Source organism: Intestinimonas timonensis, from assembly GCF_900626145.1.
GTDB lineage: Bacteria > Bacillota > Clostridia > Oscillospirales > Oscillospiraceae > Intestinimonas > Intestinimonas aquisgranensis.
Genome location: NZ_LR130816.1, coordinates 590,538 through 607,750, shown reverse-complemented (window position 1 = coordinate 607,750; position 17,213 = coordinate 590,538). Strand labels below are relative to the sequence as shown.

Below are 17,213 nucleotides of genomic sequence, written 5' to 3'. Positions count from 1 at the left end.
GGCTACTCTCCTTTCTTGGGCGCCCGCCGTCTGGTGGGCAGCGCCAGATCTTGCAGTTTCCTGCCGAATTCATCATCTTTTGCAATAAGCAGCAGGTCGCTGTCCATATTGTTTAATGCGTGCAGCACAGCGGCATAGGAGCCGATGGATACCGTAGGGGTGCCTTTCTCAATGGATATCAGAGTGGCTCGGCTGATCCCGGCACGCTCTGCTACCAATTCCAGGCTCAACTTCCTGCGCAGGCGGGCCAGGCGGATCTGCTCACCCATCTGTGCCAGGATCTCCCGTGTCTGCGGCATGATGACCGCAGCTTTTTTTGCCATGCACAATCGCCTCCTAACATAAATTATACTATATTATTTCGTCGGTTATGTCAATTATATTTTAAGTTATCAACTTTCTTTTTCCAGGCGTTCTTCGATAAGGTACCCTCCTCCGAAGATAATGTCCAGTCTCCCGTCGGGATACACCTTCACACACTCAATCATTTGGTGGACGATGGTATCGTCGTACTCCATCTTTTTGGATGCTCGGTCGGCGATGATCTGCTGTAGTTGAAGGATTCGGCTGTCATTCACCTGATCGGAAGCAAGTGCTTCTTCGAGTTTCTGAATCCGTCCTTGCAGGAGTTCAATGGTATCGGAAAGTTCTTTGAATTCAGCTTCGTGACTCTCGATACCCTCTCCGCTTTCCACGCTCTCATTGATAAGAGATACCATTTTCCGATTCAGCCCATCTATTTTCCGCCGGAGCAGGTCGATCTCATCTGTGCCTCCGGTTAGACCGATTGCTTCACCAATGGTTGCCCGCATGAGTGCCATATAAGTGGACTCGTCTTCCTCGTTGAATCGGTTGATTGCCCGAACAATGGCGGCGTGGAGGGCGGTCTCATCTACCGTGGGCGAGGTTTTGCAGTAGCGCTTTCCATATGAGAATTTTTCAGATACAGAGTATTTGTTCGGAGGAACTTCCATAAAGAGAGAAGCCGGTAAGGAGCTGTCTATTGACTGCACTTTGGAGGTTACGGAAGGTACTGCAAAAGTATTTTGGATTTCTGGATCGGATGAAGCAGTCACTTTGATTGAAACAACCGGAACTTATAGTGACACAATTACACTTCCTGATGGTGGAAATTATATCGGCATTGAGTGTGAGGACTTTACTGGAAACATTGAATTGAATATTGAATAACATTCTGCCGGACGACGGCAAAAGAAAAAAAGCCGTCGTAAAGCAGACACATTTCCACGCGCCTATGAAGCGGCGGCTTTGATTTTCAGAGCCGCCGTTTCTTTTCGTCTATCCTAAACCAACGACGACCTAACACCGTGTAAATCCACGGCGGCATATAGGAGGATTGCCGCCGTGTCTATTTTTGCCTTTTTTCACAGCACCCATGATCTACACCAGCAAAAAAAAGCGTAGCTCCCCCTCCGGGACAGTCTGGTTATGGAAGTGAAATTAGGCAGTACATAAATGAATATGTAACTTCATGCGTCTGTGCGGCTTCATGCCGCCCGGGCGCTTTTGTGTTCTTATGGGGCTGCTTCGGGTCATGTTGGCCCGAAGTCATTCCCCGGTGCCGCTCCCCGCCGCCTTCGTTTCGGTCACTCGTCAACCAACAACCGAAACGGAGGTCAATATGGCTATTATCAATTTGCGGGACTATTACCCATTCTATACATCGGATTGCTTCATGGAAGTATCGGAAGAAGTTGCAGAAATGTTCAAAGAGTTTGATCGTAAAGAGGCTGCTTAAGGTGGACGATAAAAAGATGGGCTTCATGCCTGCGGTGGAGCTTTCCTATATCAAGCCGAAAAATCAAAGGCTGATTGCCGTTTCCATTGACGGGGAACAGGCGTCCCCCTCTCTGGCCCAGGCGAAACAGCTCCGGGAACTGGATAAGGAAGGTAAGCTCAACGGCGATGTGATTGACGGCATATTAAGCGAAAAGAAAAAGGAGGATCGCGGCGTGATTATTTCGATGGCCGAACTGGAGAAATATTTTGGCAAGGAGGCCACTCCCGCCAAAATGAAGGAGCAGATCATGACTTTGCTGGACGAGTGGAAGGAGAAACAGCCGCCCGAGCTGGCAAAGGCTCCGAAAAAGATGGAAAAAGACAAGTAACCCGACCACACTTCGAGACAAATTGTCCCGAGGGGCCCCGCCCCTCCTGCAGAGGGCTCTGTGGTGATATATCCCCCGTCGCCGCCTATATTCCTGCACAGCCGGGAGTGGGCCGTCAAGGGTGCAACGCACCGCCGCTTGCGGCGGCCTGCCCTTGACGGTCTGCCCCGGCTGTGTTACTTCCAGCGGCGCGGCGGGGGCATATATCCTCCAGAGCCGCTCCCTTTCCCATGACTGGGAAAGGGCGGGGGGATTGGGCTGAAGTATCTTTCTTCAAAGAACGGAGGTTTTGACAATGAAACGGCCACTTGCTTATATTACCGCCGGATGGCTTGGCGGTGACAGTGAAAACGCAGAACAGGCGGCCCGCTACTGCCGGGCGGTGTACGAGGCGGGGTTTTCGCCCATCTGTCCTACCCTGTATCTGCCCTTGTTCCTCAATGACGCAGTACCGGAGGAGCACAAAAGCGGCATTGACATGAGCCGCGACCTGCTCCGCCGCTCCCATGTGCTGGTGGTCTGCGGCCATACCATGACCGAGGCCATGAAAAACGACATCGCCGTTGCCCAGCGGCTGGGGATTACTGATACCACCCTTGAGGGCATCCTTACCGTCAAGGGACAGGGCCGCCGCTGATGGCGGCCCTTTTCGAAGCCTACATCACGAACCTGGGGAAATATAACGAGGGCGAGCTTGTAGGAGAAACGCTGAAATTCCCCACTACTACGGAGGAGGTGCAGGCGCTCCTAAAGCGCATCGGCGTGGATGGGGTGCGGTATGAGGAGTTTTTCATTACCAGCTTTGACGGTGATGTGCTGGGGCTCTATGACTATCTGACGGAATACGAAAATCTTGACGAGCTCAACCATCTGGCCTGCCTACTTTCCGAACTGGATCTGAGCGATTTGGAGAAATTCGAGGCTGTGATCGACAGCGGCGAGCACACTTCCAGCGTGGCCGACCTCATCAATCTCACGCAAAACCTGGACTGTTTTGAATTTTATCCCGGTGTGGGGGACGATGAAACGCTGGGCCGCATCTATGTGGAGGACATGGAGGCCATTGATGTGCCGGAGCATTTGCTGAATTATTTTGACTATGAGGCATACGGGCGTGATATTCGGATTAACGAGGACGGTCATTTTGCCCCCGGCGGCTATGTGCTGAATAACGGTGGGAAATTCATCGAGCACTACCACGGGATCGAGGACATCCCCGCCGAGCACAGAGTTTTCTCCTATCCGAAACTTTCTATCCGGGAACAGATGGCGGCCTACAAGGAGATTATTGACGGTTCCTCTTTGGAAGGCTATCGGAAACTTTCCAATAAGGAGCGTGAGGAACGATAGACGGCACTTCGAGACACTTTGTCCCGAGGTGGCCGCCGGAAAGGAGGCGGTATAACTGATTGATGAAGATGTTTCCCGGCGTACCATAGCAATTTCTGTCCGGGCCAGCAAGCTGACGGCGCGGGGCCTTGCCTATGTGCTGGGGGCTGTGGGCCGGAAGATCCGCAAGGCTTACCGGGAACACCAAACGCCCCACGGCAGGCAGAGCGTGAAAAAGCTCATGGGACACGGCGCGGCTACAAACAGCATTGAGCTTTCCGGGGACACGAAGGCTTTTGACCGGGTGGCCCGGAAGTGGAATGTAGACTATGCCTTTTATAAAACCGGGCCGGACAAATACCTGTTGTTTTTCAAGTCGGGGCAGGCGGATGCGATCACCGCCTGCTTTTCTGAATACTCGCGGAAGGTGCTGAATAAATCCAAATCCCGCCGCATCCCCATCCGGGAACAGCTTAAACAGGCGGCGGATCAGCTTGCGAAGGAAAAGCCCCGCAAGCGGGAACGGGTAAAGGAGGCGGTTCGTGAGGACAGATAACATCAAAAAATATGTACTCCCCAACATCCCCTATCTGTTTGTGCTGTGGGCCTGCTTAAAGCTGGGGACGGCTTACCGTCTGGCCGCTGGCGCGGATTTCGCCCATAAGCTCATGGGGCTGGGGCAGACCATCGGCCCGGCCTTTGCCGACTTTGCGCCGGGGCTCAATCCCTTTGACTGGCTCATCGGCATTGTGGGCGCGGTGGGCTTCCGCCTGCTGATCTACTTCAAAAGTAAGAACGCGAAAAAGTACAGGCGGGATGAGGAATACGGCTCCGCCCGGTGGGGAACGGAAAAGGACATCAAGCCCTTTGTCGATCCGAAATTTGAGAACAACATCATTTTGACCGGGACAGAGTTTCTTACTATGAACACCCGCCCAAAAAACCCGGCCAACGCCCGCAACCTCAACGCCTGCGTGATCGGCTCGTCCGGCTCGGGCAAAACCCGCTTCTGGCTCACTCCGCAGATTTTGCAGGCCAGCGCGGATAAAAACGGCGGATGCAGCTATGTGTGCGTAGATCCGAAAGGCGGGGTGCTCTCCCAGGTGGGCTCTTTCTTACAGCGGCGCGGGTATCGGATCAAGGTGTTCAATTCCATTGATTTTTCAAAATCCATGCACTACAATCCGCTGGCCTATATCAAGAACGAGGCCGACATCCTTAAATTTGTGGATGCGTTGATTTCCAATACCAAAGGCGAGGGCAAGGAAGGCGATCCGTTCTGGACGAAGGCCGAAACGCTTTTGTACGATGTTCCTCCCATATCCATGTTTTCTACCGTCTTTTCCGGTCCTCCCGTCAGCAAAAGGACAACGCCAACCACTACAATGGCGATGTAGATCAATAATTCAATCAGTTTATTTCGGTTGTTCATACCATGCTCCTTTAATAGATTGCCCAGAAGGGGCCGCCAGCGGCAGCGCCTTTTCTGGCTTCATCCAGAATAATGGAGAGATCCCATTCCTGTTCGCTCCGCTTGCGGCTGGCAGGGTCGGCTACCAGGATTTTTCCCTCCGCAGTCACGCCGCGCAGGACAATGAAATGACCGGAGCTGGTAAAGTGTCCCTTTGCCATGATCGCCACAACCAGTTTCCCATCTGTCAGGGCGTCCACCATCGCCTGCGGGTCATCCCGTGGAACACTCTCCCAGGATAGGCCGTAGGCTTCGGCGGCGGCTGGGATCAGGCTGTGATAAGAGCCATTCCCTTCGCAGCGGTGCCCATTCGCCACAGACCATTCGCTGAGTTCCACCGGGTCGTGAGCCATCCCGGTCAGAGTGGATGTGACAATCGCCATCGCCGTGGGGCCGCACCCGGCCTCGCCAATCGTGCCGGATGTGCCGTACATGGTATCTGCCCACCGCTCATCCAGTTGGTTGTAATAGATGACCTCCCGGCCCCCATCGGTAAAGACCACGCCCTCGTAGCTCTGGCCGCTGCCTTCAATGTAGTCCTTTTCATAAATACCGAGCTGCTGGTTATAGCCGTACTGAATTTGAAAGTCCTGCACTAGAGCAGGACATTGATTGCTGTCTCAGGAGATAACTGGTGAAGAAGCTCCCGGCGCTCAAGCTTCAGTTTGAACCAGCTTGGGTGCTTTGGTTTTATATCTTCCATTGCCTTACTCCTCCCGCTGTGCGGGTGTACTTTCCTGGTTCAACTGATCCACCAAAAGATCCAGATTGACTTTGAACTGGTTGCCGACACGGACCCCGGGCAATCTCCCTTGCTTCTCCATAATCCTGAGGTGATGCTCAGAAAGAATACCGGTTTTCGCAGTTTCTCGAATGGTTAAAAACTTGGGGATATTCTCACTCATAGTGTTACACCGTCCCTTTTCGTAGTAATTTAATTGACTTTTGGTGTGTATCGTACTATAATGCAGTATATATCATAAAGATATATTTGACGAACATCTATTATATCGAAAAGAAGATATATTCTGGATAACTATCTTACCATGTTGGTAAGAAAATGGGCTAAAATAAGTCTTATTGGGATGGTGGATGGTATGCCGAGAAAGCCGGTCGAAGTAAATCAAGAGTGTGGGCAGAGGCTCAAACTGCTGTTGAAAGAGCGGAATATCACTCAAAAAGATCTGGCGGCCCGTTTGGGTTATGAGCCTCAGCATATTTCAAATATTGTGCGGGGGAATAGACGGCTGAATGGGGATATTGCAGACAGGATCACGAGAGAGATTTTTCCTGATGTGCGACCGGAATGGCTCTTATGCCGTGACGACTTTAAGACACAAGCGGAGAAGGAACTTGCGGCAAAGGCAGAGTGGGAGACGGGACAAGAAATCGCCCGCCTTTACGACAAGGCATTTCGCCTCTTTATAGACGGCATAGAGGATAAAAGCGGGTTTGGCTTGCACTCCCAAGGTGTTGACAGCCTGATAGGGGAGTACATTGTGGTCACGGATAAAACCGGGAAGGCCGTGGGTGCTGTTCCTGCTGAGGCATTTGATCAAATGCGGGATGAGCTGGAGCACTATGCCTCATATCTGGTAAACCTTCTTGTGAAAAACGACATGGTGTCGTTGCCTGTATCGACCAAGGGAGGTATAGAGAATGGCTAACATCCAAGAGCGCCGGGACAAGTCCGGAAAGCTGATCTCCTACTCCATCCGGGTACACCGGGGCCGGGGATCTGACGGAAAGCAGCTCAAGCCCTGGACGGCCACTTTTGAGGTATCACCCACCTGGACGGAAAAAAGCGCAAGAAAAAAGGCTGAGGCTTTCGCCGCAACCTTTGAGAAAGAATGCAGAGAGGGTGTAACCTCCGACAGCCGCCAGAAGTTTGCCGCCTACTGTGATTATGTAATTGGATTGAAAGAGCAGCGGGGCGTGAAGCACTCCACCATTGTGAGATACAAGGAGCTGACAGGCCGGATTTACCCACAGATAGGACACATCAAGCTGCGAGAACTGAGGGCCGACCACCTGAATGATCTCTATACCCTATTGGGCCAGGAGGGACAGAACAAGCGGGGTGGCAAGCTGTCCACAAAGACGATCCTGGAGCATCATCGGCTGATCTCCACGGTGCTGGAGCAAGCGGTGAAAGAGGGCCTTGTCCCCTTCAACGTCGCCAGCCGTGCCACACTTCCAAAGGCGGAGCACAAGGAAGTAAACTACTTCCAGCCGGAACAGGTGTCGGCGATCCGGGACGCACTGGAGCAAGAGCCGATCAAATAGAAAATGCTTGTCCATCTGCTGCTCATTACCGGCGCGCGGCGTGGTGAAGTGCTGGGGTTGAAATGGGACAAGGTGGACTTTGAGGGGAACCGGATTTACATCTGTAACAGCGTTCTCTATTCCCCGGATATCGGCATCTATGAGAGCACGCCCAAAACGGAACGATCCCGGCGGTACATCACCCTGCCCGCTGAGACAATGCAGTTGCTCCGGCGGTATCGGGCATGGCAGGCGGAGGAACGGATGCGGCTGGGGGAGTACCACCAGAATCAGGACTTCGTATTCTCCCAGGACAACGGCAAGCCCATGCACCCGGACAGCGTGACCGACTATCTCAAAAAGTTCAGCAAGCGCCACGGTCTCCCACACATCAATGCCCATGCCTTCCGGCATACAATGGCCTCTATGCTGTACTTCAACGGGGTGGACAGTGTGAGCATTTCCAAACGGCTGGGCCACGCCCAGGTCAGCACCACGGCCAATATTTACGCCCATGTGATGGAGGAGGCCGACCAGCGCAATGCGGATATCTTGTCAGATATCTTTTTGAAAAAGGCTTGAATTTAAAAGGCGAGTTGAACTAAAGTTGAATTTCCCGGTCCGCCTTATTTTTAAAAACGGCAAAAAAGTAATAAAAACGCCTAATTTCTTACGAAATCAGGCGTTTTTCTGGTTGCGGGGAGTGGATTTGAACCACTGACCTCCGGGTTATGAGCCCGACGAGCTACCAAGCTGCTCTACCCCGCGATATTGGTGCCGGAGACCGGAGTCGAACCGGCACGGGATCGCTCCCACAGGATTTTAAGTCCCGGGCGTCTACCAATTCCGCCACTCCGGCATCCCACTCCAGCGTCTCACGCTTTCAGGTGCTAGAATAGAATACCATATCCTAACGTCTCTGTCAAGTCTTATTTTTACATTCCATCTGTCACAATAGAAGAAAAGGGAGACAGCCCATGGGCTGTCTCCCTTTTTACCCTTGCAAAATTTGCTCAGGCGGCCTGCTCAGCTTCGGCAGCGGTGCCGGAGAGGACGGCCTGAAGGGCGTCCACCTGCTCGGCGGAGAGGCCCACAGTCTCGGTGAGATAGGTCTCGGCGGCAGCGGCGAGGTCCACGTCGGCCAGATTAGCACCCTCCTCCAGACCACCGATGGTCCGCAGGGTGTTCATGATGTTGCTCTCGGCGATCTTCTCATACTGCTCGGAGTCCTTCTCCACGTGGTAGTAGTTCTCATAGGAGGTCATGTAGTCGGCCTTGATCTCGTCGACGGTGCCGCCCATGAGGGCCTCCAGCAGAGCGGAGACAAAGCCGGCACGGTCCTTGCCCTCGTTGCAGTGGACCAGGTAGGGGCCCTCGTTGGCGATCATGTATTCCAGGCCGGTCTTCAGCTTGGCGTTGAAGTCCTCAGCGGCGAAGTCCACGCCCATGTCCAGAGCCACCACGTTCAGGGTGGCGTAGTAGCTGTCGGCATAGCCCTCGTAGGCCTTCATGGTCTCCTCGTTGTCGGCCAGGTTGAGGACGGTCTTGATGCCGGCGGCCTCGGCCAAGGCGTCAGCGTAGGTGTTGCGGCCCAGCTCGGGGTTCACGGGGCTGGAGGAGCGGTAGAGCACACCCTCGGCGATGTCGCCCATGACCACGGGGCGGAAGTTGGCAAAGACCTCATCGGAGGCGTAGTCGTCCCTGTTGTTGGTCCGCAGGGAGTCAATGTTCCGGATCTGGTACTCCTCCAGATAGCCGGCCTTCTCCTTCATGGCCACGGTGATGACGGTGCCCTCGCCGGCCTTGTAGGTCTCAGCGAAGTTGCCCATGTTGATGGCCACGGCCAGGGTGTTGGTGTCGGTGTCAGGCAGGGCGATGACGCTGCCGTTGTCCACATCGCTGTAAGCGGTGCCGTAGGGCACGTCCATAGCCTCACCATTCACGGTGATGGTGAGGATGTCGCCGGCCTCAGCGCCGATGGTGCTCAGGGCCTCCAGGGAGATGCTGGTGGTGACGTTGCCGTACTTGCTCACGGAGGTGACGGTGCCGGAGAGAGCGCCGTCAAAGGCCTGCTGGAAGAAGGCGGCGGTATCGGCAGCGGTCTTCAGGATGGTGGCGTGGTCGGCCTCGGTGAAGACATTATAGGTGTGGTCGGCGCCCTCGATCATCCACACGCTGCCGTTCTGAGCGGCCTCAGCGATGGCGGTGGCGTTGTCGGGAGTGACGGTGGTGTCCAGATCGCCGTTGATGGCCACCACGGGAGCGGTGATCTTGGCGGCCTCCTTGAGCACGTCGGTGCTCTCCACCTCCTCGAACCAGCGGGTACCCACTTCCAGGGGATCGCGCCAGTCGAAGGTCATGGTGTAGACGCCGTCGGCCTTGGCAGTCTCATAGGCGGCGTCAAAGCCCTCGGCGAAGAGGGTGCTGCCGTCCAGGGTGGTGGCGCCGGACCAGGTCACCACGGCCTTGAAGGTCTCGGGATAGGCCGCAGCGGCCAGCAGGGCGTTGGTGCCGCCCTGGCTCCAGCCCATAATGCCGATCTTCTCGGCGTTCACGTTCTCCAGGGCAGCCATGTAGTCGGCGGCAGCCTTGGCGTCGATGTTGGCGGAGGTGTAGCAGTAGTCAGAATAGTTGGCGGTGGACTCACCGTTGCCCATGAAGTCAAAGCGGATGGTGGCAATGCCAGCCTCAGCCAGGACAGGGGCTGCGTAGTCATAGCCCATACCGGCCTCGTGTTTGTCGGAGCCGGTACCGTGGAGCATCACCACGGCGGCGAAGGGGCCCTCGCCGTCGGGCACGGTGACGATGGCGGGGATGGCGTGAGCGGGGATGCCGTCGGTCTCAGGCACCTCGATGCTCACAGCGGTCTCGGTGTAGCCCTTGGAGGCCTCCGCCAGCTTGGAGAAGTTGAGGAGGATGGTGGCCAGCTCGGTGCGGACGGCGGTGCCGTTGGGGTCGAGCAGGTCGCCGGGCTTGCCGCCCATGATGCCGGAGCCCACGGCCACGGCCATGCCGTCAGCGGCCCACTCGGCCACGTCGGCGGCGTCNCTCGTTTTTTAGGGTTTTCCTCAGTTCCTTCCCCTAATCCTTTTTATAGTACCAAGGCAGGAAGAAGAATACAATACAATGTAAAAGAAAATTTTACATTTGAGGGTTGTATCTGGTAATAAAAAACCGGAGACGAGCATGCTCGTCTCCGGTTTGTGCCTTTATTTACTGGCCCAGTTGCCGGTGGCCTCGGCGGTGAGGTAGGCGTTGATGAAGCCATCCAGATCGCCGTCCATGACGGCATTGATGTTGCTGGTCTCGTAGGTGGTGCGGTTATCCTTGACCAGCTGATAGGGCATGAAGACGTAAGAGCGGATCTGGCTGCCCCACTCGATCTTCATCTGCACGCCCTTCAGATCGGAGATCTTCTCGGCGTGGGCCTGCATCTGGAGCTCCACCAGCTTGGACCGGAGCATCCGCATACAGGTGTCCTTGTTCTGGAACTGGGACCGCTCCTGCTGGGAGGAGACCACGATGCCGGTGGGCTTATGGATGAGGCGGACGGCGGAGGAGGTCTTGTTGATGTGCTGGCCGCCGGCGCCGGAGGAGCGGAAGACCTGCATCTCGATGTCCTCGGGGCGGATGTCCACCTCCACGTCGTCTGGGATCTCGGGCATGACCTCCAGGGCGGCGAAGGAGGTCTGACGGCGGGCGTTGGCGTCAAAGGGGGAGACACGGACCAGCCGGTGGACGCCGTGCTCGCTCTTGAGGAAGCCGTAGGCGTTCTCGCCCTCGATCATGATGGTGGCCGACTTGATGCCGGCCTCGTCGCCGTCCAGGTAGTCGATGATCTGGTAGGTGAAGCCGTGGCGCTCAGCCCAGCGGGTATACATGCGGTAGAGCATCTGGGCCCAGTCCTGGGCCTCGGTGCCGCCGGCGCCGGCGTGGAAGGTGAGGATGGCGTTGGAGTTGTCGTACTCGCCGGTGAGCAGGGTGGCCAGCTTGGCCTCACCGATCTCCTCCTCCAGCTTGGCAAAGCCCTCCTCCAGCTCAGGCACCAGGGACTCGTCCTCGAACTCGTTGCCCATCTCACACAGGGCCACCAGATCGTCCCACTGGCTTTCCCGCTTCCGCTGGGCCTCCAGCTTATTTTCCAGCTGGCGCATCCGGCGGGTGACCTTCTGGGACTTCTCCAGATCGTCCCAGAAGCCGGGGGCGGCGCTCTCCGAGTTGAGCATATCCAGCTCCCGCTCGGCGGCGGGCAGGTCCAGGGCCTGGGAGAGCTCGTCCAGGGACGGCTTGATGTTGTTGAGTTTTACCTTATACTCGTCGAATTGCAGCATCGCTTGCACGCTCACTTCCGTTCAAATAGCTTATCTATTATACCCGAATCTTTCCACTATGTAAAGGAAAACCCGCCCCAAACCACGTAAAACAGCGGTAAGCCCGCCCGAAAGGCGGGCGGGCTTATCTCTGACTGCTGCCGGATGCCGGTTCCTCCCGGAAAATGAGATCATCCACATCCTCCGGTCGCCGTTCCCGGCCGCTCTCCGTCTTCCGCTGCTGCTCCTGCACGGACCACGCCCCCTCTCTCCAAACGGTCAGTCTGGACCAGTCTATGCGCCGCCCGGTCCGCCGGTGCCCGTCCGGCTTGTCTTTTTTCCGCCGGACCGATATAATAATATTTTACGACGAGAGGAGGTGCGCCCATGACCGAGGAGGAGTTTCTGGCCTCACTGCCCCTGGCGCTGAGCGAACAGCAAAAGGCGGCGGTGCTGGCCGGAGCGGGCCCCGTGCTGCTGCTGGCGGTACCGGGCAGCGGCAAGACCACTGTGCTGGTGGCCCGACTGGGCTGCCTTATCCGCTGCCGGGGTGTCTCCCCAAAGGAGATCCTCACCGTCACCTACACCGTCTCCGCCGCCGGAGACATGGCCAGGCGGTTTGCCGCTCTCTTCGGCGAGGACCTGGCCCGGCAGCTCTCTTTCCGCACCATCAACGGCCTGTGCGCCTCCATCATCCACACCTATGCCCGGTGGAAGGGCTCTGAGCCCTTCGCCCTGGCCGACAGTGACGCCCACCTGAATGCCGTCCTCCGGGACCTGCTCCAGCGCACCGGCAGCGACTTCCCCACCGAGCAGCAGATCAAGGAGGCCCGGACCCACATCACCTACTGCAAGAACATGATGCTCTCGGAAGCCGACATCCACCGCCATACGGTGGAGGGGATGGACTTCCCCGCCGTCTACTTCGAGTACCAGGACTATCTGCGCCGCAGCCGCCTCATGGACTTTGACGACCAGATGGTCTTTGCCCTGCGCATCCTCCGCCGGGAACCGGAAATTTTACACTACTACCGCACACGCTACCGCTGGCTCTGCCTGGACGAGGCCCAGGACACCTCCAAGATCCAGCATGTCATTTTGGCCCTGCTGGCGGGGGAGCACCGGAACCTCTTCATGGTGGGGGACGAGGACCAGAGCATCTACGGCTTCCGGGCGGCCTGGCCCCAGGCCCTGCTGGAGTTCGAACAGAACTGGCCCGGGGCAAAGGTGCTGCTGATGGAGACCAACTACCGCTCCACCGGCGCCATCGTCACCCGGGCGGACGCCTTCATCCGAGGCAACCGGGACCGCCGGGACAAGCACATGCGCACCGACAACCGGGAGGGGGAGCCCATCCGCCGGGTGGTGCTGTCCGATTACAGCCGTCAGGCCCGGTATCTCCTCCAGGCGGCCAAGGACTGCCGGCGGTCCACCGCCGTCCTCTACCGCAACAACGACAGCGCTCTCCCTCTCATCGATCTGCTGGAGCGGGAGGGGGTGCCCTACGCCTGCCGCCAGCGGGAGGGGTTCTTCTTCACCAGCCCCATCGTCCGGGACCTCACCGACGTTCTCACCCTGACCTACCAACCCGACGACCGGGAGCGGTTCCTGCGGGTGTGCTGGAAGCTGGACCTGAAGATCAAAAAGGCCCTCCTCACCAATCTCCTGAGCCGTCAGAAGCCGGGGCAGACGGTGGTGGACTGTCTCCTCTCCGGCACCGGCCTGGCACCCTGGCAGGTGGGCCGGGTGAAGGCCTTCGGCACCCACCTCTCCAAACTGCCCCAGATGAGCAGCTTTGCCGCCCTGCGCCGCATCGTGAAGTACATGGGTTATGGCGACTACCTGGGGGAGGAGCGGATGGACACCGGTCGGCTGGATGTGCTGCTGGCCCTGGCCCTTCAAAACCCAGACCCGGCGGAGCTGCTCCGGCGGCTGGAGGAGCTCCAGGGAATTCTCTCCTCCGGGGGCGGGTCGGACCCCTCCTGTCCCTTCGTCCTCTCCACCATCCACGCCAGCAAGGGCCTGGAGTACGACCGGGTCCTCCTCATCGACGCCGCCGAGGGGCTTTTCCCCGCCCGGCGGCAGGAGGACGCCTCCCCCGCTGAGGCCCGGCAGGCCCTGGAGGAGGAGCGGCGGCTCTTCTACGTGGGAGCCACCCGGGCCAGGGAGACCCTGGAGCTGCTCACCTACCAGGAAAAATTCGGGGAGCCGGACCGGGTCCGTTTCCCCTTCGTCTCGGAGCTGCTGGGGGAGCCGGACCAGTCCTCCCCCACCGCCGAGGTGCCCGCCGCCCAGTGGGAGCTGGACTTCGCCCCCGGGGCGGCAGTGGTCCACCGCCAGTTTGGGCCCGGCGTCATTGAGAGCCGCACCGGCAGCATCGCCGTCATTGATTTCGAGCAGGTGGGTATCCGGCGGCTGGACCTCACCGCCTGCCGGAAGGGCAGGCTCCTGAAACGGGCGGAAGCATAACAAAAAGCGGGCGGACCTTCTGGTCCGCCCGCTTTTGATTTCTCTTTCAGTTATTTTGAGACGCTTCCCCACCGCTCTGCCGAAGGTCCTGCTCCAGCAGCTTGAGGAACTCCAGATCGCTGGAGAAGTTGTTCCGCTGCTCCCCCTCCAGCCACTCCAGCACCCCCTGCCAGGTGGCGTTCTGCCGGGTGAGGATGCGCAGCACAAAGGTGGCTTTCTCCCCCTTGGCCTCCGCCACCGTCTCCGCCGACATGGCGCCGGTGGGCAGCAGGCCCGCCGGGTACTCCGGCGCCTCACTGGTAAAGGAGCGCATACGCTGGAAGGCCTGTGGGAAATTCTGCCGCTCCAACAGCGCCTCTAACTGGAGCAGCAGACCGCCCAGGTCGGAAAAGGACATGGGCGCCGTGAGCCGCTGACTGAAGACCCGGCCGCCGGCCCGGTTCCCCTCCAGCCGGTCCACACAAATGCGGAGCACCCCATTCTGATGGTCGATCTTGGTGGTGGTCATGGCTATGATCCCGTCCTTTCTCAACTCAAAGGGTGGCAAAGCGCTTCTCCATCCAGTCCGGATTGGAGGCGTGGCGCAGGGCAGTGTCCCGGGTGATCCGCCCCGCCTTCAGCAGGGCCAGGATGCTCTGGTCCATGGTGATCATGCCCAGGGCAGACGAAGTGGAGATGACACTCTCCAGCTGGAAGGCCTTGGACTCCCGGATCATATTCCGCACCGCTGGAGTGACGTTCATCACCTCAAAGGCGGGCACCAGGGCGCCGTCCACGGTGGGCAGCAGCTGCTGGGACACCACGCCCTCCAGGGCCTGGGAGAGCTGGGTGCGGATCTGCTGCTGCTGTCCCGGCGGGAAGGAATCCACGATGCGGTCCACTGTGTTGGCCGCGCCGATGGTGTGGAGGGTGGAGATAACCAGATGGCCGGTCTCGGCGGCAGTGACGGCGGCCTTGATGGTCTCGGCGTCCCGCATCTCTCCCAGCAGGATGATGTCCGGCGCCTCCCGCAGAGCGGCCCGGAGGGCGGCCTCGTAGGACAGGGTGTCGGTATAGAGCTCCCGCTGGGTGACCACGCTCTTTTTGTGGTGGTGGAGATACTCCAGGGGGTCCTCAATGGTGATGACGTGGGCCTCCCGGCTCTCGTTCACCGCGTCTACCATGCAGGCCAGGGTGGTGGTCTTGCCGCTGCCCGCAGGACCGGTGAAGAGGACCAGACCGTGGGGGGCGTTGGCGAAGGCCATGACGTTGTCCGGGATGCCCAGCGCGTTCCGGTCGGGCAGCACGAAGGACACCACCCGGATGACCAGGGCCATGGAGCCGCGCTGCCGCAGGGCGTTGACCCGGAAACGGCTCAGGCCGGGGACGGCAAAGGAGAAGTCGTCGTCTCCCGTCTCCAGGAAGCGGTTCATGGACCGTTTGGCCAGATCGTAGAGCTCCTCGGACAGAGCCTGGGTGTGGTCGGGGAAAAGGCGATCCCCCACCCGGTCGATGCGGCCGTTGACCTTGTAGGACACGGGCAGGCCGGCGATGATGAGTACATCGGAGGCCTCCCGGGACACGGCCTCCTTCAGAATGTCAATGAGCGGCATGGCGCACGCAGCTCCTTCTCATAAAAAGTATTGCCCTCAGCGGTCCTCAGAGCCGTAGACCGGCAGGTTGGAACCCACATCGGTCTCCTCCTCCGCCGTCACGGTCCGCCAGTCCAGCACGGTGACGGTGCCGTCGGCCTCCCGCTGGAAGCGGACATAGAGGCTCTGTCGCTCCGTCATGGGGAGGGTGGCCTCCAGGGTCTCCTCGCTCCCCGCCTCAAATTCCTCCAGCAGCGCCGCGGCCTGGGCGTCGGCGGCATACCAGGCCGTCACGGTGTCGGCGTTGATCCGGGAGAGGTTCCGGTCGGCCCGGGCTGAGGCATACGTCAGGGCGGAAAAGACGGCCAGGATGACCACCAACAGGATGGTGAGCACCGTCAGCACACCCACCCCCACGGGGGAATTTTCCCTGCGGCTCATGGCACGGCCTCCTTCCAGACGGTGAGGGTGTAGACGGCGTGATCGCTTCCGATCTCCAGCATGGGCACCACAGAGATCTCCACGGTCTCCTCCCCTACTTCATAATAGACCACATAGTCCAGCCAGGCAGAGCTGACCGCCGGCTCCAGGGAGCCGGGCCCCACCGCCGGAACAGTGGTGACGGGGGTGCCGTCGGCTGTATAGCCGCTGTAGATCTCCTCTCCCGCTCGGAGCCGCTCGGCAGCGTCCTGGGCGATGTAGACCGCCTGGGTGAGCTGCGTGCTCTCGGCGCTCATGGACCTGGCCTGGACCAGCAGAGCCACACACACGACGGCGCACAGGGCAAAGATGAAGAGGTCGGCCACCAGCTCCAGCAGGAGCAGGCGGGACTTGGGCACGGTTCTCACAGCTCCCCCACCTCCTCATAGCCGCACCGGGGGGACACCGAAGCGGTGGACACGGTGCCGTCGGGAGCGGTGACGGTAAAGGTGATGATGGCTCCGTCGGTCTCCACCGACAGGTCCTCCAGCGCCAGCACCGCCAGACCGTCGGCGGGCCCCAGGCCGCTCCCCGCCTCGGCATAGAGCTCCATGAGCTGACCGTCCAGGCAGTAGAGAATGGTCACATAGTCGGTACCCTCCACCGTCTCGGTGAGGGCCAGGGCGTCGCCGCCCCCGAAGGTCTCCACCGCCACACCGCCGGTCCGGTCGGCCCGGCGGACCTGGTTGATGAGGTAGGAGAGGGCGGTGCGGCGGGTGTCGTTCTCGTTCGAGGCCCCGGCGGCCGTCCGGTAGACGCCGCTGGACAGGAGGGCCAGTCCCACCGCCAGCACGGCAAAGAGTCCGCACAGGGCCAGGACGGCGGCAGAGCGCAGTCCGCTGTGTTCACGATCCATCCGGGGCACGCCCCCTTTCCTTTACGCGCTCCCCTCCAGGGGGACCACGGTGATATCCGGCATCAGGTTGGAGCCGATGTAGATATAGTCCACCCGGCAGCGGCTCTCGTCCACCGCCACGCCGTAGCGCTCGGCCAGGTAGTCAAAGTCTTGCGGATAGGCCCCCTCCAGGGCATAGCACTGGACAGCAGCCCGGCGGACGTTCTCCTCCACCAGGGACAGGGACTCCGCCGCCGCCCGGTTGCCCAGGGTCTGGCTGAGGGCCCCCAGGCACAGGGGGAGTCCCACCACCAGCACCACGGCGGGCAGCAGAAAACGCAGCAGATGCCTCAT

General features: G+C 59.0%; 20 protein-coding genes, 2 tRNA genes and 2 pseudogenes. 10 read left to right on the top strand and 14 right to left on the bottom strand.

Features of this window, described 5'->3' with window-relative positions; genetic code table 11:
- Positions 1-2: 2 nt before the first annotated feature.
- Together E0E29_RS03155 and E0E29_RS03150 are read right to left on the bottom strand one after the other, a co-directional pair.
- Positions 3-323 (bottom strand): helix-turn-helix domain-containing protein, encoded by a 321-nt coding sequence (locus E0E29_RS03155; RefSeq protein WP_071430674.1) that lies wholly within the window; start codon positions 321-323, stop codon positions 3-5.
- 69 nt (positions 324-392) lie between these two features.
- The gene (locus E0E29_RS03150; RefSeq protein ID WP_130848595.1) at positions 393-821 is read right to left on the bottom strand and encodes a hypothetical protein; all 429 of its coding nucleotides are present in this window, start codon (positions 819-821) and stop codon (positions 393-395) included.
- Positions 822-954: 133 nt separating this feature from the next.
- On the opposite strand from E0E29_RS03150, the gene E0E29_RS03145 reads away from it, so the two are divergent.
- The 6 genes and pseudogenes from E0E29_RS03145 to E0E29_RS03115 form a co-directional block, all read left to right on the top strand.
- Positions 955-1,191 carry a hypothetical protein gene (locus E0E29_RS03145; protein WP_479723844.1) on the top strand — a complete coding sequence of 79 codons (237 nt, stop codon included), beginning with the start codon at positions 955-957 and terminating at the stop codon, positions 1,189-1,191.
- Positions 1,192-1,751: 560 nt separating this feature from the next.
- Positions 1,752-2,129: pseudogene (locus E0E29_RS03135) on the top strand (ParB/RepB/Spo0J family partition protein); the annotation flags it as partial.
- A 295-nt stretch (positions 2,130-2,424) separates the two neighbouring features.
- Entirely contained in the window at positions 2,425-2,766 is a 342-nt protein-coding gene (locus E0E29_RS03130) for a DUF7768 domain-containing protein (protein WP_130848594.1), read from the top strand.
- Entirely contained in the window at positions 2,766-3,479 is a 714-nt protein-coding gene (locus E0E29_RS03125) for an antirestriction protein ArdA (RefSeq protein ID WP_130848593.1), read from the top strand. The genes E0E29_RS03130 and E0E29_RS03125 overlap by 1 nt, the downstream gene beginning before the upstream one ends.
- Before the next feature lie 55 nt (positions 3,480-3,534).
- A complete protein-coding gene (locus tag E0E29_RS03120; protein ID WP_326928751.1) occupies positions 3,535-4,014 on the top strand; it encodes a PcfB family protein in 480 nt (159 codons plus the stop codon).
- Positions 4,001-4,765: pseudogene (locus tag E0E29_RS03115) on the top strand (type IV secretory system conjugative DNA transfer family protein); the annotation flags it as partial. The gene E0E29_RS03120 and the pseudogene E0E29_RS03115, both read left to right, overlap by 14 nt.
- A gap of 136 nt (positions 4,766-4,901) precedes the next feature.
- Here the strand turns inward: E0E29_RS03115 and E0E29_RS03105 are convergent.
- Together E0E29_RS03105 and E0E29_RS03100 are read right to left on the bottom strand one after the other, a co-directional pair.
- Positions 4,902-5,525: a C39 family peptidase gene (locus E0E29_RS03105; RefSeq protein ID WP_130848591.1), complete on the bottom strand. Its 624-nt coding sequence runs from the start codon at positions 5,523-5,525 to the stop codon at positions 4,902-4,904.
- Positions 5,526-5,636: 111 nt separating this feature from the next.
- The gene (locus E0E29_RS03100; RefSeq protein ID WP_130848590.1) at positions 5,637-5,834 is read right to left on the bottom strand and encodes a MerR family transcriptional regulator; all 198 of its coding nucleotides are present in this window, start codon (positions 5,832-5,834) and stop codon (positions 5,637-5,639) included.
- 192 nt (positions 5,835-6,026) lie between these two features.
- Between E0E29_RS03100 and E0E29_RS03095 the strand changes: the two genes are divergently transcribed.
- From E0E29_RS03095 to E0E29_RS03085, 3 genes are read left to right on the top strand one after another with little or no spacing between them, the layout of a single operon-like run.
- The gene (locus E0E29_RS03095) at positions 6,027-6,596 is read left to right on the top strand and encodes a helix-turn-helix domain-containing protein (protein ID WP_207303558.1); all 570 of its coding nucleotides are present in this window, start codon (positions 6,027-6,029) and stop codon (positions 6,594-6,596) included.
- A complete protein-coding gene (locus tag E0E29_RS03090; RefSeq protein WP_130848588.1) occupies positions 6,589-7,215 on the top strand; it encodes a phage integrase SAM-like domain-containing protein in 627 nt (208 codons plus the stop codon). The genes E0E29_RS03095 and E0E29_RS03090 overlap by 8 nt, the downstream gene beginning before the upstream one ends.
- A 3-nt stretch (positions 7,216-7,218) precedes the next feature.
- Positions 7,219-7,776 (top strand): site-specific integrase, encoded by a 558-nt coding sequence (locus E0E29_RS03085; RefSeq protein ID WP_130848587.1) that lies wholly within the window; start codon positions 7,219-7,221, stop codon positions 7,774-7,776.
- A gap of 109 nt (positions 7,777-7,885) precedes the next feature.
- On the opposite strand, the gene E0E29_RS03080 is transcribed toward E0E29_RS03085, so the two are convergent.
- From E0E29_RS03080 to prfB, 4 genes are all read right to left on the bottom strand, one after another.
- A tRNA-Met gene (locus tag E0E29_RS03080) sits at positions 7,886-7,962 on the bottom strand.
- 4 nt (positions 7,963-7,966) lie between these two features.
- A tRNA-Leu gene (locus E0E29_RS03075) sits at positions 7,967-8,053 on the bottom strand.
- Between the two features lie 154 nt (positions 8,054-8,207).
- Positions 8,208-10,229: an alpha/beta fold hydrolase gene (locus tag E0E29_RS03070; RefSeq protein ID WP_130848586.1), complete on the bottom strand. Its 2,022-nt coding sequence runs from the start codon at positions 10,227-10,229 to the stop codon at positions 8,208-8,210.
- Between the two features lie 174 nt (positions 10,230-10,403).
- Positions 10,404-11,525 carry a peptide chain release factor 2 gene (gene prfB / locus E0E29_RS03065; RefSeq protein ID WP_130849064.1) on the bottom strand — a complete coding sequence of 374 codons (1,122 nt, stop codon included), beginning with the start codon at positions 11,523-11,525 and terminating at the stop codon, positions 10,404-10,406.
- 366 nt (positions 11,526-11,891) lie between these two features.
- Here prfB and E0E29_RS03060 point away from each other — a divergent pair, with 366 nt between their 5' ends.
- Positions 11,892-13,973 carry an ATP-dependent helicase gene (locus tag E0E29_RS03060; protein ID WP_130848585.1) on the top strand — a complete coding sequence of 694 codons (2,082 nt, stop codon included), beginning with the start codon at positions 11,892-11,894 and terminating at the stop codon, positions 13,971-13,973.
- A 46-nt stretch (positions 13,974-14,019) separates the two neighbouring features.
- Here the strand turns inward: E0E29_RS03060 and E0E29_RS18565 are convergent, their stop codons facing one another.
- The 6 genes from E0E29_RS18565 to E0E29_RS03030 are packed head-to-tail and all read right to left on the bottom strand — an operon-like array spanning position 14,020 to position 17,213.
- Entirely contained in the window at positions 14,020-14,481 is a 462-nt protein-coding gene (locus E0E29_RS18565) for a hypothetical protein (RefSeq protein WP_242622348.1), read from the bottom strand.
- 25 nt (positions 14,482-14,506) lie between these two features.
- Positions 14,507-15,565: a type IV pilus twitching motility protein PilT gene (locus tag E0E29_RS03050; RefSeq protein WP_130848584.1), complete on the bottom strand. Its 1,059-nt coding sequence runs from the start codon at positions 15,563-15,565 to the stop codon at positions 14,507-14,509.
- 36 nt (positions 15,566-15,601) lie between these two features.
- On the bottom strand, positions 15,602-15,985 hold the full coding sequence (locus E0E29_RS03045) for a hypothetical protein (RefSeq protein WP_130848583.1): 384 nt from the start codon (positions 15,983-15,985) through the stop codon (positions 15,602-15,604).
- The gene (locus E0E29_RS03040; RefSeq protein ID WP_130848582.1) at positions 15,982-16,392 is read right to left on the bottom strand and encodes a type IV pilus modification PilV family protein; all 411 of its coding nucleotides are present in this window, start codon (positions 16,390-16,392) and stop codon (positions 15,982-15,984) included. Before E0E29_RS03040 ends, E0E29_RS03045 begins: the two co-directional genes overlap by 4 nt.
- A complete protein-coding gene (locus E0E29_RS03035; protein WP_130848581.1) occupies positions 16,389-16,880 on the bottom strand; it encodes a DUF4860 domain-containing protein in 492 nt (163 codons plus the stop codon). The genes E0E29_RS03040 and E0E29_RS03035 overlap by 4 nt, the downstream gene beginning before the upstream one ends.
- A gap of 21 nt (positions 16,881-16,901) precedes the next feature.
- Positions 16,902-17,213 carry a hypothetical protein gene (locus tag E0E29_RS03030; RefSeq protein WP_130848580.1) on the bottom strand — a complete coding sequence of 104 codons (312 nt, stop codon included), beginning with the start codon at positions 17,211-17,213 and terminating at the stop codon, positions 16,902-16,904.